This is a genomic window from Streptomyces lienomycini (genome assembly GCF_027947595.1).
Classification (GTDB): domain Bacteria; phylum Actinomycetota; class Actinomycetes; order Streptomycetales; family Streptomycetaceae; genus Streptomyces; species Streptomyces lienomycini.
Map to the genome: position 1 here is coordinate 424,909 of NZ_CP116257.1, position 15,406 is coordinate 440,314.

The following is a 15,406-nucleotide window of genomic DNA, read 5'->3' on the forward strand; positions in this document are numbered from 1 at the left end:
CATGGAGTGTCAGTCCTCGCGGGTAAGACATCCCTAGTGGGAGGGGGCGACACGCAGTCCGGGCCGTCTCGCGTTCGCCATCGGCGTACTGGCGAGTGGGGTAAGTGCCTGGCCTGCGGGAACATCGTCTCGCACCATCGGGTTGTGGCAGATGTCGGCGTCAGGGGTCAGGAGGCCATCGACGGTGTCGGCAGTTGGAATGAGCGGTCCCCGCTTGCGGGACTAAGCTGCGGAAGGACAGGGAGGGGAAGTTCCCCCCACTGCCTGACCGCTCTGAGGAGCGATTAACGATGTTCGAGAGGTTCACCGACCGCGCGCGGCGGGTTGTCGTCCTGGCTCAGGAAGAAGCCCGGATGCTCAACCACAACTACATCGGCACCGAGCACATCCTCCTGGGCCTGATCCACGAGGGTGAGGGTGTCGCCGCCAAGGCCCTTGAGAGCCTCGGGATTTCGCTCGAGGCGGTCCGCCAGCAGGTGGAGGAGATCATCGGGCAGGGCCAGCAGGCCCCGTCGGGTCACATCCCCTTCACCCCCCGTGCCAAGAAGGTTCTGGAGCTGTCGCTCCGCGAGGCCCTCCAGCTGGGCCACAACTACATCGGCACGGAGCACATCCTGCTCGGCCTGATCCGTGAGGGCGAGGGCGTCGCCGCCCAGGTCCTGGTCAAGCTGGGCGCCGACCTCAACCGGGTGCGGCAGCAGGTCATCCAGCTGCTCTCCGGTTACCAGGGCAAGGAGACCGCCACCGCCGGCGGTCCTGCGGAGGGCACGCCTTCCACGTCCCTGGTCCTCGACCAGTTCGGCCGGAACCTCACCCAGGCCGCTCGTGAGTCCAAGCTCGACCCGGTCATCGGGCGCGAGAAGGAGATCGAGCGGGTCATGCAGGTGCTGTCCCGCCGCACCAAGAACAACCCGGTGCTGATCGGTGAGCCCGGCGTCGGCAAGACCGCCGTCGTCGAGGGCCTCGCGCAGGCCATCGTCAAGGGCGAGGTGCCCGAGACCCTCAAGGACAAGCACCTCTACACCCTGGACCTCGGCGCGCTGGTCGCCGGCTCCCGCTACCGCGGTGACTTCGAGGAGCGCCTGAAGAAGGTCCTCAAGGAGATCCGCACCCGCGGCGACATCATCCTGTTCATCGACGAGCTGCACACGCTGGTCGGTGCGGGTGCCGCCGAGGGCGCCATCGACGCCGCGTCGATCCTCAAGCCGATGCTGGCCCGCGGTGAGCTGCAGACCATCGGTGCGACCACGCTGGACGAGTACCGCAAGCACCTGGAGAAGGACGCGGCCCTCGAGCGCCGCTTCCAGCCGATCCAGGTCGCGGAGCCGTCGCTGCCGCACACGATCGAGATCCTCAAGGGCCTGCGCGACCGCTACGAGGCCCACCACCGCGTCTCCATCACGGACGAGGCCCTCGTCCAGGCGGCGACGCTCGCCGACCGCTACATCTCGGACCGCTTCCTGCCGGACAAGGCGATCGACCTGATCGACGAGGCCGGCTCCCGGATGCGCATCCGCCGGATGACCGCGCCGCCGGACCTGCGCGAGTTCGACGAGAAGATCGCCGGTGTCCGCCGGGACAAGGAGTCCGCGATCGACTCGCAGGACTTCGAGAAGGCCGCCTCCCTGCGCGACAAGGAGAAGCAGCTCCTCGCCGCGAAGGCCAAGCGCGAGAAGGAGTGGAAGGCCGGCGACATGGACGTCGTCGCCGAGGTCGACGGCGACCTGATCGCCGAGGTCCTCGCCACGGCGACGGGCATCCCGGTCTTCAAGCTCACCGAGGAGGAGTCGTCCCGCCTGCTGCGCATGGAGGACGAGCTCCACAAGCGGGTCATCGGCCAGAAGGACGCCGTCAAGGCGCTCTCCAAGGCGATCCGCCGTACCCGTGCCGGCCTGAAGGACCCGAAGCGTCCCGGTGGCTCGTTCATCTTCGCCGGCCCGTCCGGTGTCGGTAAGACCGAGCTGTCCAAGGCCCTCGCCGAGTTCCTCTTCGGTGACGAGGACGCGCTGATCTCCCTCGACATGTCGGAGTTCAGCGAGAAGCACACGGTCTCGCGTCTCTTCGGTTCGCCCCCCGGCTACGTGGGCTACGAGGAGGGCGGCCAGCTGACGGAGAAGGTCCGCCGCAAGCCGTTCTCGGTCGTCCTCTTCGACGAGGTCGAGAAGGCCCACCCGGACATCTTCAACAGCCTTCTCCAGATCCTGGAGGACGGTCGCCTGACCGACTCCCAGGGCCGGGTCGTGGACTTCAAGAACACGGTCATCATCATGACGACCAACCTCGGCACCCGGGACATCTCCAAGGGCTTCAACCTCGGCTTCGCCGCCGCGGGTGACACCAAGTCCAACTACGAGCGCATGAAGAACAAGGTCCAGGACGAGCTGAAGCAGCACTTCCGGCCCGAGTTCCTCAACCGTGTCGACGACGTGGTCGTCTTCCCGCAGCTCAGCCAGGACGACATCCTGAAGATCGTCGACCTGATGATCGACAAGGTGGACGAGCGCCTCAAGGACCGGGACATGGGCATCGAGCTCTCCCAGTCCGCCAAGGAGCTGCTGTCCAAGCGGGGCTACGACCCGGTGCTGGGCGCGCGGCCGCTGCGCCGCACGATCCAGCGCGAGGTCGAGGACTCGCTGTCGGAGAAGATCCTCTTCGGCGAGCTGCGCCCCGGTCACATCGTGGTCGTGGACACCGAGGGCGAGGGCGACACGGCGACCTTCACCTTCCGGGGTGAGGAGAAGTCGACCCTCCCCGACGTCCCGCCGATCGAGCAGGCGGCCGGCGGCGGCGCGGGCCCGAACCTGAGCAAGGAGGCGTAGCCCTCCGGGGTGAGCCAGGAAAGGGGCTGCTCCGGGACTTCGGTCCCGGAGCAGCCCCTTTCCGTGTCAGGCGTCAGGACAACTGCCCGTCGTAGTCCGGCAGCTTGAAGGTCCTCTCGGCGTGGCCGCCCGACAGGTCGGTGGCGCTGTTGCCGATGTTCGCGATGATCGTGTAGCCCTTGGACTCGATCGCGGCGCGCTGTTCGCTCTTGTACGCGGCGACGTCCTTGAACAGGTCGAGGAACCCGCGGACGTACAGCCCGGAGGACTCGTACCCGGCGTGGGCGAGGTTCCACTCGGTGGGCGCCTCGATGATGCCCGGGCGGGCGGTCACGAAGAACAGGGCGACGCCGTGCTCCTGGGCGTACTCGGCGGCCTCCAGGACCGGCCGGTTGGCGGGCTGGGGGTAGCTGAAGCCGAAGTCGGTCTCCAGGGACGTGTTGTCGACGTCGAGGACGATCGCCTGCTTCTCGCCGGGAGCGGAGTGGGCGATGCGTTCCTTCAGGTAGGGCAGCGCCGCGTCCATCACGGCCCGGCAGTCCCGCTGCCAGGTGTCGTAGCCGACGTCCTCCGCGGCGGCGGCGACCGCCGTCACCGGTGCGGACGGCGTCGCGGCCGGGGCGGCGGAGGACGGCGTGACCGTCGCGGTGAGGGCCGTGGTGAGCGCCGTCGCGACGACGGCGGCCGTGCCCGCGGCACGCCACCGGGGGCCCCGGGTCGGTCCGGTCTGTCCGGTCTGTCCGGTCTGGTCGGTCATGGGGGGCGGGGTCCTCTCATGCCTGCGCGGATGCCTGACGGCACAAAGTTGTCGCGTGCATGCTCGCCCCAACAAGTGGCCGGACGGCAACGATTGGGTTACCGAGGAGTAGTCGGCCGTCTGACCTGCGCCTACGCCGTGATCTCCACCCCGTTCGGCACGTTCCGCACCCGCGGCAGGCGGGGGTTGACCCGCAGCGCCCGCAGCCGGGGGAAGCCGGACAGCCAGGACAGGTCCGTGTCGGGCAGCTCCGCGTTGAGCCACAGGTGGGTCAGCTGCTCGGGGAGCAGTCCCGCCAGCAGTTCCTCGGCCCGCATCACCCCGGCCACCTGGATGCGCGGCCGCCCGCCGAGTTCGCGCAGCGCCGCCAGTTCGGCGGTGTCGGAGACCGGGAAGTAGAGGCCGTCCGGGTCCAGGTGGGCGATGATCTCCTGGGCGTACCGCTCGGTGTCGAAGTGCCGCCAGCCCCGGGCCAGTTCGGTACGCACGGGCAGCGCGCCACGGGAGCGCAGCCGGACCAGGTAGTCGATGGCCGCGTCGTCCTCGACCCGCGTCGCGGTGATGGCGAGCAGCAGGGCCTGCCGGTCGTCGGGGACCTGGCCCGGGTCGGGCAGCAGTTCCAGGACGATGGGGCCGACCCAGCCGAGCCCCCGGGCGGCCGGCTCGGTCGTGGGGCGGACCAGGTTCTTCGTGCGGTCGTGGACCAGTTGCTGGACGGCCGGGTCGAGTTCGGTGACGTGGTCCAGGCAGGCGGCGGCCATCAGCCGGCGGTGGTTGACCTGGGGGCGGCGCAGTCCGGGCGCGGGCGCCAGCAGCCGTTCGAGGAACTGGGCGCACTCCTCGGGCCGGGCGTGGGCGGCGGCCATGCGGATGACCTCCTCCCACTCGGACTGGTGGGCGTGGTCCACCAGCGTGGGGAACCGGCCGCGGGCCACGATCTCCTTGGCGGCCAGGTAGTCCTGGAAGGTGCGGTGGACGAAGTCGACGGACTCGCCCGACCGTTCGCGCAGCAGCCCCGTGCGGTGCAGCAGATGCCGGAAGATCTTCGCGCCGTCGCCCTGCGCGCGGGCGGCGGGCATCGCGGGCAGCGCGGCGTCCAGGATGCCGACCGCCCGTTCCCGGGTCAGCTCGGAGGCGTCCTCCTCCAGCATGGCGTGGGCCAGCTTCTGCAACAGTCGCTCGCGGGTGCTCTGCTGGAGCCGGACGTCGTCGGCGTACAGCACGTCCCGTTCGGGGTCGCGGCGCTGGAGCAGCATCTCCAGGGCGGCGTCGTACAGCTCCTTGCGGCCGCTGGGCAGGGAACCGGCGCGGTCGCGGTTGAGGGCGCATATCAGGCCGCACATCAGGGGGTTGGTGGCGAGCTGGCGCAGTTCGCGGTAGATGCGTACGGAGTGCAGCAGCCGCTGCTCGTACTCGTCCAGGGTGCTGCGCTCCCGCTCCCGCGGCCCGGGGGAGCGGCTCTGCTCGTCGAGGCGGGCCGCCGCGTGCCAGTCCCGGATGAACCGCGTCACCCGGTCCCGCGACATGGGCGCCAGGGACAGTTCGACGAAGTCCTCCTCGGCCAGCCCGCCCCCCGAGAGCCAGCCGTCGGAGACGGCGGAGGGCCGGGAGGTGACCAGGCAGCCGTTGCCGGAGAAGACGCGCAGCAGCCGGCGCAGCCGATCGCGCAGCTCGCCGCGGGTCTTCTCCGGCGCCTCGTCGATGCCGTCGACCAGCAGCAGCGCCCGGCCCGAGAGCAGGGTGCGCACCACCCACCCCTCCGGCGCCCGGGCGGCGAGCGGGTGCCGGACCGCGTGCAGGAAGTCGTCCGGGGCGGGGAAGCCCTCGCGGGCGAAGCGGCGTACGGGCAGGACGAAGGGGATCCGGGCGCCCTCGCGGGCGGCGGCCACGGCCAGCCACTGCACCAGGGTCGTCTTGCCCGAACCGGCGCCGCCGCGCAGCAGCACCCGGTCGTGGTCCTCCAGGGCGCGGTCCGCGAGCAGCACGGTGCGCTGCTCGTCCTCCTCGCCGGTCACGCCGCCGCTGCGCTCCTCCGCCTCCAGGCTCAGGTAGGTCTCCTCCAGCGGCCAACGGTCGGGCGCGTTGGGGAAGTCCACGCCGACGATGGTCAGCCAGCCGTGCCGCCGGGCCACCCACTCGGTGTACTCGGCCTCGAACGCCACGTCCGCCTGCGGCCGTTCGGTCCCCCGTGCCGCCGCCTCCGCGTCGCCCAGGTCGACCAGCTGGGCGATCCGGCTCGCCCGCCCCGGCAGTTGCCGCTGGAGGTAGGCGGAGCGCCGCACCAGGTGGTGCAGGACGTGCAGGCACACCGAGACGAGGAGCGCGTCGTGGAACCAGGCCGCGTCCGGCGACAGTTCCCGGTCGGCGCCCTGCACGGCGCCCCGCAGCCGCCGCGCGTAGTCCTGCGGGCCCAGTCGTACGGCGTCGGCGTCGGTGACGTCGACCTCGGCGATCGCGAGCAGGGTGCGGGCCAGGACGTCGACGACGGGGGCCAGTTCGCCGGTGGGCGCGGTGTGCCGCTCCGCGGCGAGGTGCACCAGGTCGGCGGCGGTGCGGTGGACGTCGTCCGGGGTGGCGGTGGCCCTGGCGCCGCGCCAGGTGACGAAGCCGGGGACCGGCTCGGAGAACACGGGCGGCCGGGCGGGGTCGCGGAAGAGCCGGTGGACGAGGGGGGCGGCGAGACGGGAGGGGGTGCGGACGACGGCATCCATGGATGTGGGTTACCCCTGGGGCTCGGAGGACAGAGAGGCGGTCGGGCCCTGGAGCTCCACCCCGTCCGGCACCTGCCGGATCACGGCCTCGTCCAGGTCCGTGAGCACGGACACCTTGCGCAGACCGGGGAAGGCCGTGAGCCAGGCCAGCCCTTCGACGGGGTGCGGGGCCTCCAGCGTGAGGTGTGTGAGGCGCTCCGGGACGATCAGCTCCGTCAGGTCGTCCACCCGGTACGCGCCGCGGACGAAGATGTGCCGCCAGCCGCCGAGCGAGCGCAGCGTGCGGAGGTCGTCGGTCGTGGACACCTCGACCGCCCGCTGCCGGGGCAGGTGCGCGAGGATCTCCCGGGCGTACTGTTCCCGGTCGTCGAAGCGGTTCCAGGACGCGGCGAGGAACTCCTGCACATCGGCGCCGGTGTGCTCCCGGAACCGGGACAGGAACATCAGCGCCGCCTCGCTGCCCACGCTGACCGCCGTGTGCACCACCCTGGCCGCGGTGCTGTCGTCGATGCCGTCCTCCGGCCCCGGCAGCAGCGCCAGCACCAGATCGCCACCGGCCCGCGCCACCTCCCGCGCCGCCTCGAAGGTGGCCGGTGGGACATGGGTGGCCAGCCCGTCCTCCACGCGTCCCCGCACGGTCGGCTCCACCTCGGCGGCGTACCGCAGCCCGGCCGCCGCCAGCAGCGTCCCGCGTGGGGTGTCCCGTTCCGTGAGCCGGCGCAGCATGTGCTCCGCCTCCTTGGGCCGGGCATGGGCGAGGGCGAGCAGGATCACGTCCTCCCACTGGTCCGTGTCGGCGTGGTTGACCAGTAGGTCGAAGTCCATCTCCTGCACGGCCAGCCGGGCGCCGAGGTAGTCCTGGAAGGTGCGGTGCAGGAAGTCCACCCGGCCGTCGGCGGGCTCGCGCAGCAGTCCGGAGCGCAGCAGCAGCGCCCGGTAGACCTCCTCCTCACCGGCCCCGTGCAGGTTCAGCGCGGGCAGGGCCCGGTGCACGATGCCGAGCGCCTCGTCCCGGTCCATCTCGTGCCGGCTGTTGCGGATCAGCCACCACGCCAGCTTCTGCAGCAGCTGCACCTGCGTGGCGTACGCGAGGCGCACCCCGTCGAAGCCGTGCAGCTCCCGCTCCCGGTCCCGGCGCTCCAGGAGCATCGTCAGGGCGGCCTCGTAGAGCGACCTGCGGTCCTGGGGCAGGAAGCCGCGCCGATCGCGGTGCAGGGCGCACAGCATGCCGCACATGAGCGGGTTGGTGGCCAGCCCGCTCAGCTCCGAGGTGCCGCGCACGGAGGCCAGCAGGGACTCGCCGACGGACCGGTCCACCTCGGCCGCGCGGTGCCAGCGTCGTACGAAGGTGGCGACGCCGGAGCGGCCCATCGGGGCGAGGACGAGTTCGCTGAAGCCCTCGGCGGCCAGCCATTCCTCGGGTACGGCGGAGGGGCGCGAGGTGACCAGCCACAGGTTCCCGGGGAAGGCCCGCACCAGCTCGCGCAGCCAGCGTCGGGCGGCGGCGCGGCGGTCCCCGGCGATCTCGTCGATGCCGTCGACCAGCAGCACTCCGCGCCGGGCCCGCAGCACCCGCTCCACCCACCCCGGCGGCTGCTCCCCGGCGACGGGGCAGCCGACCGCGCGCAGGAAGTCGCCGGGGAAGGGCAGCTCGGCGCCCGGCCGCACGATCCGGCGCATCGGCAGCACGAACGGCACCCGCCCGATCAGGTGGGGCAGCCCGTGGTCGTAGACGCGGCTCGACGCGGTGACCGCCAGCCACTGCACGAGGGTGGTCTTGCCGGAACCGGCGACGCCGCGCAGGAACACCTGGTCGTGACCGGCGAGGACCTGCTCGGCGGCCACGGTCGGGTACTCCGGGCCCCGGCCACCGCGTCCCGCCTGCGGCCGGGTCGCCTCCAGGCTCAGGTACGCCGTGTCCAGCGGCCACTCCCGGGTCCCGGCGTCCAGCCCGTAGATGGTGAGCGTGCCGTACCGGGCGGTGACGTGGTCCGCGTACCGCTCCTCGAACCCGGCGTCCTCGGCCGACTGGGACGGCAGCCGTTCCAGCAGGACGTCGACGGCCTGGACCAGCCGGGCCAGCTGCCGGGTCTGGACGGTCTGCTGGCGGGCGACGTAGGTGGAGCGCTGGGTGAGGAAGTTCAGGATGTGCAGCGAGGCCGTGTGCAGCAGCCGCTCGTACAGCAGCGTGCCGCCCTCGCCGAGCCCGTACGGGGCCAGCGGCACGCCCGCGGCCAGCTCGCGGGCGAAGCGCTCGGGGCCGAGCCCGACGGCCTCGTAGTCCTCGGTGGTGATGTCGCCGAGCCGGGCGAGGGTGCGGGCCAGGGCGTCCTTGACGGCCGCGGCCTCGGCGGCGTCGACGGGCTCCTCGCCGGGCCCGGCGGCGGCCAGCGCCCTGCGGACCAGCTCCCCGGCGATCCTGTCGACGTCCTCGGGCGTGACGCTCCGCTTCTCGCCCCGGAACGACACCAGTGCCGATATCCGCACCGGCCGGTCCACCAGCCCCGCTCCCGGCCCGTCCCGGACGAAGAGCCGACGGAGGAGGGGCATGACCGCGCTGGACGCGACACGGGCCCCGAGTGCTGTGACGTCGACCATGTTCCGAGCCTAGGTGAACCCCCTTGTACGGGGGGCGGGTTAGCCCGGACCGGAGTAGCCCCCGTCACATCCACCGCCCCTTCGACCATGGCCCCCGGTGATGTGCCGCACAGGGGATTCGGCCTGTACTACGGGGAATAGTCGACGCCGCAAGAACTAAGAAAACGGACATACTGCTAGGCGGTGGTGGGGTGTTTCCGGGCCTCTGAGCTGGTTTTGTCCTAAATGGCTGCTCTGTCGGTGCTGGGGAAGTTGCCCGCTGAAGTACTAAATACCGTCGTAGGTCACACCTTTGTGCGGTTTGGGGTCGCCGGGTTACCAAGGTGGAGCCCGCCCGACGAGCGCCTTGTGCGTCCCGCCGGAGGGGCATCCCTCTGTTCCCGTCCCCATGAGGTTCGAATGTTTCCGCGTGTCACGTCCCGTTCTTCCCGTACGACCCTTCGCACCCGCGCCGCGGTGATGGCCGCCGGCCTCGGAGCCTCGGTCGCACTGGGAGCCGGGGTCGCGGCCGCCACCGGCACCCCGGCGGCGACCGGTACCACCACCGCCGCGAGCGCCGTAGAGGCCCAGGCCGCGGCGCAGGCCAAGGCGGCGAAGGCCGAGAAGGCCGCCGCGAGCACGAAGAAGGCGACCGACAAGAAGAAGGCCGCCTCCTGGGTGGACCCGGTCAAGAAGTACTCGCTGAGCGCCAGCTTCGCCCAGAACGGCGGCATGTGGGCGCACAAGCACAGCGGCCAGGACTTCGCCGTGCCGATCGGCACCAACGTCGTCGCGGCCCACGGCGGCACCGTCGTCAAGGCCGGCGGCAACGGCGCCGGTGACGGCCCCGCCTACGGCAACGCGATCGTCGTCAAGCACGGCAACGGCACGTACTCCCAGTACGCCCACCTGTCGAAGATCAACGTGAAGATCGGCCAGGTCGTGAAGACCGGCCAGTCGATCGCCAAGTCCGGCAACACCGGCAACTCCAGCGGTCCCCACCTGCACTTCGAGATCCGCACGACCCCGAACTACGGCTCCGCCGTCGACCCGGTCGCCTTCCTGAAGTCCAAGGGCGTGACGGTCTAAGGACCGCACGGACCGCCCCTCGCCCCCGACACCGCCCGGGCGGCGGGGGCTACCCGCCCGCCGCTCCCCGGTGGGCCTGGGTCACAAGATCGGTGGCGACCTCGAGAACGGCAGCGCGCTGTTCCTCGGGGTCGCCTTCGAGGTCGCGCAGCACGAACATCCCGGCGTGCAGCGTGAAGAGCGCACTCACACAGCGGACCTGGTCGACCAGGTCCGCTTCGGGGTCGATGAGGATGTCGCGCAGGCCGAACATGCGGGTCTTGAACAGCTCGCCGATGCGCAGGTCGCGCACCGTCGCCTGGTTCTCCTGCATGAAGCGGAACAACGGCGCCGCGCCCGCCAGCGCCTCGCTGTAGCGGCGGATGATCTCCTGCTTCGTCTCCAGGGTGTGCGGCTGCTCGCGCCCCCAGTCGATCAGTTCGCCCAGCGGCCGCGAGAGATCCTCGAAGATGCTGACGAGGATCTCTTCCTTGGTCTTGAAGTGGTAGTAGAGCGCGGCCTTGGTCACGTCCAGGCGCTCGGCGATCTCGCGCAGCGAGGTCTTCTCGTACCCCTGCTCCGCGAAGAGCTCGAGTGCCACGTCCTGGATGCGCTGGCGGGTGTCCCCGCGGCGTCGCTGCTGCTTGGTGCCGTTCATTGTGCCGCCCATCCTCCTACGCACCTCCTGCCCCGCGCACTTTCCGAAAAACTTACTTGACGCCCGGCTAGTTACGCGTCTACCTTCCCGAGTGTAGTCAACTTGCCGGTCGGCAAGTAAGTGGGAAGCGGAAACAGCGGTAGCTGGGGGAGTAGGAGAGATGGCGGACACCACGGAGGCGGTGACCGGCGAAGCCGGAACCGGGAAGCAACCGAGGAACGTGCGGGTCGTCCTGCTCGCCCTCATGATCGCGATGATGCTCGCGATGCTCGACAACATGATCATCGGCACCGCGATGCCGACGATCGTGGGCGAGCTGGGCGGACTGGAGCACCTCTCCTGGGTCGTCACCGCCTACACCCTCGCCACCGCGGCCTCCACCCCGCTGTGGGGCAAGCTCGGCGACATGTACGGGCGCAAGGGCGTCTTCATGACGTCGATCGTGATCTTCCTGATCGGCTCGGCGCTCAGCGGCATGGCCCAGGACATGGGCCAGCTCATCGGCTTCCGCGCCGTCCAGGGCCTGGGCGCCGGTGGTCTGATGGTCGGCGTCATGGCCATCATCGGCGACCTGATACCGCCCAGGGAGCGCGGCAAGTACCAGGGCATGATCGCCGGCGTCATGGCGCTCGCGATGATCGGCGGACCGCTGGTCGGCGGCACCATCACCGACAACTGGGGCTGGCGCTGGTCCTTCTACATCAACCTGCCGCTCGGCGCGATCGCCCTGATCGCCATCAGCGTCGTGCTGCACCTGCCGAAGAAGCGCAGCCAGGCCCGGATCGACTATCCGGGTGCCGCGCTGCTGACCGTCGGCATCACCGCCATCGTGCTCGTCACCACCTGGGGCGGCACCGAGTACGCCTGGACCTCCGCGCGGATCATGGAGCTGATCGGCATCGGCGTCGCCGCGCTGGTCGGGTTCGTGTTCTGGCAGACCAGGGCCGCCGAGCCGATCATGCCGCTGCACATCTTCCGCAGCCGCAACTTCACGCTGATGTCCGTCATCGGCTTCATCGTCGGCTTCGTGATGTTCGGCGCCACGCTCTTCCTGCCGCTGTACCAGCAGTCGGTGCAGGGCGCGTCCGCCACCAACTCCGGGCTGCTGCTCCTGCCGATGCTGGGTGCGATGCTCGTCACGTCGATGGTCGCGGGGCGGATCACCACCAGCACCGGCCGCTACAAGGTCTTCCCGGTGGCGGGCGGCGCGCTGATGACGGTCGGCCTGTTCCTGCTGTCCACCATGGACACCGACACCACCCGCTTCACCTCCGGCGTGTACATGGCCGTCGTCGGCCTCGGCATGGGCTGCCTGATGCAGATCACCATGCTGGTGGCGCAGAACAGCGTGGAGATGAAGGACATGGGCGTCGCGTCCTCGTCCACCACCCTCTTCCGCACCCTCGGCTCCTCCTTCGGCGTCGCGATCATGGGCGCGCTGTTCAACCACCGCGTCCAGGACGTCATGGCGGAGAAGGCCGGGGCCACGGGCTCCAAGGTGACGGAGCAGTCGGCGACACTGACCGCGGACGCGCTGAAGCAGCTGCCGGCGGCGGCCCGCGAGGCCTACCAGCACGCGGTGTCCTCCGGCACCCACGGTGCGTTCCTGCTCGGTTCCGTGGTGGCCGTCGTCGCGCTGGTCGCGGCGGTCTTCGTCAAGGAGGTCCCGCTCAAGGGCGCGGGCCCGAAGCCGGACGGGGGCCCGGCCGACGGCGACGACACGGCCGCGGCGAAGGCGCCGGTGACCGAGGCGGTCTGACCCCGGGGGCCCCTCGGCCCCCTGACCAGGCCCCCGGGTGGTTCCGTCCGCCCGGGGGCCTCGTCGCGGCCGGGCCCGTGGCCGCGGTCGGGCGTCACGGAGCCGCTTCGCCGACGCACTCGAACCACACCGTCTTGCCCCGCCCGTCGGCGTACGGCGTGACACCCCACCGGTCGGCCACCGCCGCGACGATCACGAGCCCGCGCCCGCCCTCACCGAGCGGGTCGGCACCCGCCGCGACCGGCAGCTCCGGACAGCCGTCGGCGACCTCCACCCGCACGCCGCCCGGCTGGAGCAGGAAGCACACGCGGCAGCGGCGGCCGGGCACGTGCCGTACGACGTTGGCGACCAGCTCCGTGAGCGCCAGCTCGGCGGCGTCGGCGACGCCGGCCAGACCGGAGCGGACGAGGTACAGCCGCAGCACGCGGCGCAGATGGCGGGCCGAGTGCGCGCCCATGGCGAACTCGGCGTGGTACTGGCTCTCGACGTCCGCCGCCCGCGGACCGGTTGCGTGATTCACGCCACAAGGGTGCGACGCACTGCGTACGCTCGAATACGCACGGAGACGAACGCCGCGAGGTGTTGCCGTCCGCAGTCCCCGCAGTTCCCGCAGTCCCGGAGTGAGGTGCCGCAGTGGCCAACATCCAGTCCCTCGACCCGACCGCGTCCCCACTCGACTACTACGGCTGGGAACTGCGCCGCCAGCGCGAGGCCCACGGCCTCAGGCAGGGCCAGCTCGGCGACGTCATCTTCTGCACCGGTTCGCTGATCGGCCAGATCGAGACCACGAAGAAGGTCCCGACGCGGGACTTCTCCGAGCGGGTGGACGCCGCGCTGGGCACGGACGGGTTGTTCTCCCGGCTGATCGGCCTGGTGCTGCGCAGCCAACTGCCCACGTGGTTCCAGCCGTACGCGGAGATGGAGGCGAAGGCGGCGTACATCTCGACGTACCAGGCGCAGTTGGTCTACGGGCTGCTGCAGACGGAGGAGTACGCGCGGGCGGTTCTGGCCACGGGCAGGCCGGGGCAACTCGACAGCCTGCTTGCCGCGCGAATGGAACGCCAGCGCATCCTCGACTGGGAGAGGCCCCCCGTGGCCTTGGTGATCCTGGACGAGGCGGTACTCCACCGGCCGGTCGGCGGCGACGACGTGATGAGGCGCCAACTGGGACACCTGTTGAAGTTCACCAGTCACCGCTGGATGCGTATCCAGGTGTTGCCGCTGTCCAGCGGTGAACACCCCGGCCTTGCGGGGGCTTTCAACATCCTGCGCTTCGAGGACCACCCGGACGTCTTCTACACGGAGGACATGATGTCCGGCCACATGACGGCCAACCCGGAGACCATCAAAGAGGCGAGCCTCAATTACGCTCACTTGCAAGCGGACGCCCTCTCCGTGAAGGACTCGGCGGCGCTGATCGCCCGCGTAATGGAGGAACGCTATGCAGACCGGACCCAGCGAGACCCAGTGGCGTAAGTCCAGCTACAGCGGCCCCAATGGGGGCGATTGCGTGGAGTGCACCGTCAGCGGCGGCGCCGCCTGGCGCACCTCCTCGTACAGCGGAAGCACCGGCGGTGACTGCGTCGAAGTCGGTGTGGAGTGTGCCGTCGGCTCGGTTCCCGTCCGGGACAGCAAGAACCCGGCCGGTCCGATCCTCACCGTCCCCGCCCCCGCCTGGTACTCCTTCATCCAAGGACTGAAGTAGCAATCCGTCATCGGGCCGCTCATCCGAGCAGCCCGATGACAAACCACCCCCACCTGCTCACGCTTCTACTCCCCACCCCGCTCCGCCTGCCGGGCCAGGAACTCCTCGAACGCCGCCTTCTGCTTCGGGTCCATGAAGCCCTGGCGGACGTTGCGGGCCTTCTCCTCCAGCCAGTGCGCCTCGCCGGGGTCGAGCAACTCCGCGACCACGACACCGTCACGCACCACCGCCGTACGTCCACCCACCCGCCGCCGGAAGAGCGTGAACGCGCCGAACTCCTCGGGGTGGGCCAACTCCGGCTCCTCCGAAGCGGCCTCCTCCCCCGCCGGGTAGGCGGCGGGCGCCCAGTGCTCCCAGAGCGCCAGCGTGGCCGAGGGCACCAGCACCGCCCGCTGCGACGGGCGGCCCCCTTCCCACATGAAGGTGACCGTGACGGGCTCACCGACCGCCTCGGCCAGGCCGAGCACCCGCTCCACCTCGTCGTTGACCGGGTAACCGACCTCTGCATCGATGCGTATCCCCATGGCGTCTCAGGCTACGGGCGCCCGCTACTCGGCCACCGGCGAACCGCGCCTTCTGCCCGCCAGGACCGTGGCAGGCTGTGCCGGGCCCGCATCCGATCGACCGGGAGACCATCCGTCATGGCCGTTGTTCACCGGACCGCACTCGTACCGTCCAAGCTGGAGCTGCTCACCTCCTGGCTTCCCTCCCGCCCGTGGTACCGCGGTGGCGCGGGCGGGGCGGAGCTGGCCAAGGCCGGTGGGTTCCGGCTGGACGACCCGCAGGGCGAGGTGGGGATCGAGTTCATCGCGGTCACCGACGTCGGCGGCCCGCACCCCGCCACCTACCTGGTCCCGCTCAGCTACCGCGGGGCACCGCTCGACGGGATGGAACACGCCCTCGTCGGCACCATGGAGCACGGGGTACTGGGGCGGCGCTGGGCCTACGACGGCTGCCACGACCCGGTGCTGGTCGCCGAGCTGCTCGCCCTTGTCGAGGGCCGGGCCCAGGCCCAGGACCAGAACACCAGCGACACCCCCGACCGGGAGGTGACCCGCTCCTGCACCGGTGCGGGCTCGATCTCCACGGTGCCCTTCACCGACACCACCGACGCCACCGTCACCGACGACGCGGAGGGCACCGCGCTGGCCTTCCCGCACGGCGGGGTTCTCCGGCTGCACCGGATCCTGCGGCCCGCACCGGACGGCCCGGCATCCCTCCCGCAGGGAGCGATCGGTCAGGTCTCCGGCCCGTGGCGTGCACAGGGCGGCACCCCGGTCCGGGGCCTGTTCGCCGTCCTGTACCCGGGCGCACCCCCCGCCCCCTCCGCGGTCTGAGCGGGCACTCGGGCG

Annotated in this window: 12 protein-coding genes; 6 read left to right on the plus strand and 6 right to left on the minus strand. The window is 71.0% G+C overall.

Annotated features, from left to right (window positions below; all coding sequences use genetic code 11):
* Positions 1-290: 290 nt before the first annotated feature.
* Positions 291-2,819 carry an ATP-dependent Clp protease ATP-binding subunit gene (locus BJ961_RS02070; RefSeq protein WP_271319601.1) on the plus strand — a complete coding sequence of 843 codons (2,529 nt, stop codon included), beginning with the start codon at positions 291-293 and terminating at the stop codon, positions 2,817-2,819.
* A gap of 73 nt (positions 2,820-2,892) precedes the next feature.
* Here the strand turns inward: BJ961_RS02070 and BJ961_RS02075 are convergent, their stop codons facing one another.
* From BJ961_RS02075 to BJ961_RS02085, 3 genes are all read right to left on the minus strand, one after another.
* Positions 2,893-3,576, minus strand: a complete 684-nt coding sequence (locus tag BJ961_RS02075; RefSeq protein WP_271319602.1) for an HAD family acid phosphatase — start codon at positions 3,574-3,576, stop codon at positions 2,893-2,895.
* A 131-nt stretch (positions 3,577-3,707) separates the two neighbouring features.
* Positions 3,708-6,287 carry an NACHT domain-containing protein gene (locus tag BJ961_RS02080; RefSeq protein ID WP_271319603.1) on the minus strand — a complete coding sequence of 860 codons (2,580 nt, stop codon included), beginning with the start codon at positions 6,285-6,287 and terminating at the stop codon, positions 3,708-3,710.
* A 9-nt stretch (positions 6,288-6,296) separates the two neighbouring features.
* A complete protein-coding gene (locus BJ961_RS02085; protein WP_271319604.1) occupies positions 6,297-8,885 on the minus strand; it encodes an NACHT domain-containing protein in 2,589 nt (862 codons plus the stop codon).
* 399 nt (positions 8,886-9,284) lie between these two features.
* Between BJ961_RS02085 and BJ961_RS02090 the strand changes: the two genes are divergently transcribed.
* On the plus strand, positions 9,285-9,953 hold the full coding sequence (locus BJ961_RS02090; RefSeq protein ID WP_271319605.1) for a M23 family metallopeptidase: 669 nt from the start codon (positions 9,285-9,287) through the stop codon (positions 9,951-9,953).
* A gap of 49 nt (positions 9,954-10,002) precedes the next feature.
* Here the strand turns inward: BJ961_RS02090 and BJ961_RS02095 are convergent, their stop codons facing one another.
* On the minus strand, positions 10,003-10,602 hold the full coding sequence (locus BJ961_RS02095) for a TetR/AcrR family transcriptional regulator (RefSeq protein WP_271319606.1): 600 nt from the start codon (positions 10,600-10,602) through the stop codon (positions 10,003-10,005).
* 148 nt (positions 10,603-10,750) lie between these two features.
* Between BJ961_RS02095 and BJ961_RS02100 the strand changes: the two genes are divergently transcribed.
* Complete coding sequence (locus BJ961_RS02100) at positions 10,751-12,349, plus strand: MDR family MFS transporter (protein WP_271319607.1); 1,599 nt, start codon at positions 10,751-10,753, stop codon at positions 12,347-12,349.
* A 94-nt stretch (positions 12,350-12,443) separates the two neighbouring features.
* Here BJ961_RS02100 and BJ961_RS02105 read toward each other — a convergent pair whose 3' ends face one another.
* Entirely contained in the window at positions 12,444-12,806 is a 363-nt protein-coding gene (locus tag BJ961_RS02105) for an ATP-binding protein (protein WP_271416944.1), read from the minus strand.
* A gap of 176 nt (positions 12,807-12,982) precedes the next feature.
* Here BJ961_RS02105 and BJ961_RS02110 point away from each other — a divergent pair, with 176 nt between their 5' ends.
* Together BJ961_RS02110 and BJ961_RS02115 are read left to right on the plus strand one after the other, a co-directional pair.
* A complete protein-coding gene (locus BJ961_RS02110; protein ID WP_271319608.1) occupies positions 12,983-13,825 on the plus strand; it encodes a helix-turn-helix domain-containing protein in 843 nt (280 codons plus the stop codon).
* Positions 13,791-14,054, plus strand: a complete 264-nt coding sequence (locus BJ961_RS02115; protein WP_271319609.1) for a DUF397 domain-containing protein — start codon at positions 13,791-13,793, stop codon at positions 14,052-14,054. The genes BJ961_RS02110 and BJ961_RS02115 overlap by 35 nt, the downstream gene beginning before the upstream one ends.
* A 65-nt stretch (positions 14,055-14,119) precedes the next feature.
* Here BJ961_RS02115 and BJ961_RS02120 read toward each other — a convergent pair whose 3' ends face one another.
* On the minus strand, positions 14,120-14,578 hold the full coding sequence (locus BJ961_RS02120) for a hypothetical protein (RefSeq protein WP_271319610.1): 459 nt from the start codon (positions 14,576-14,578) through the stop codon (positions 14,120-14,122).
* 117 nt (positions 14,579-14,695) lie between these two features.
* Here BJ961_RS02120 and BJ961_RS02125 point away from each other — a divergent pair, with 117 nt between their 5' ends.
* Positions 14,696-15,391 (plus strand): maltokinase N-terminal cap-like domain-containing protein, encoded by a 696-nt coding sequence (locus tag BJ961_RS02125; RefSeq protein ID WP_271319611.1) that lies wholly within the window; start codon positions 14,696-14,698, stop codon positions 15,389-15,391.
* Positions 15,392-15,406 lie beyond the last annotated feature (15 nt).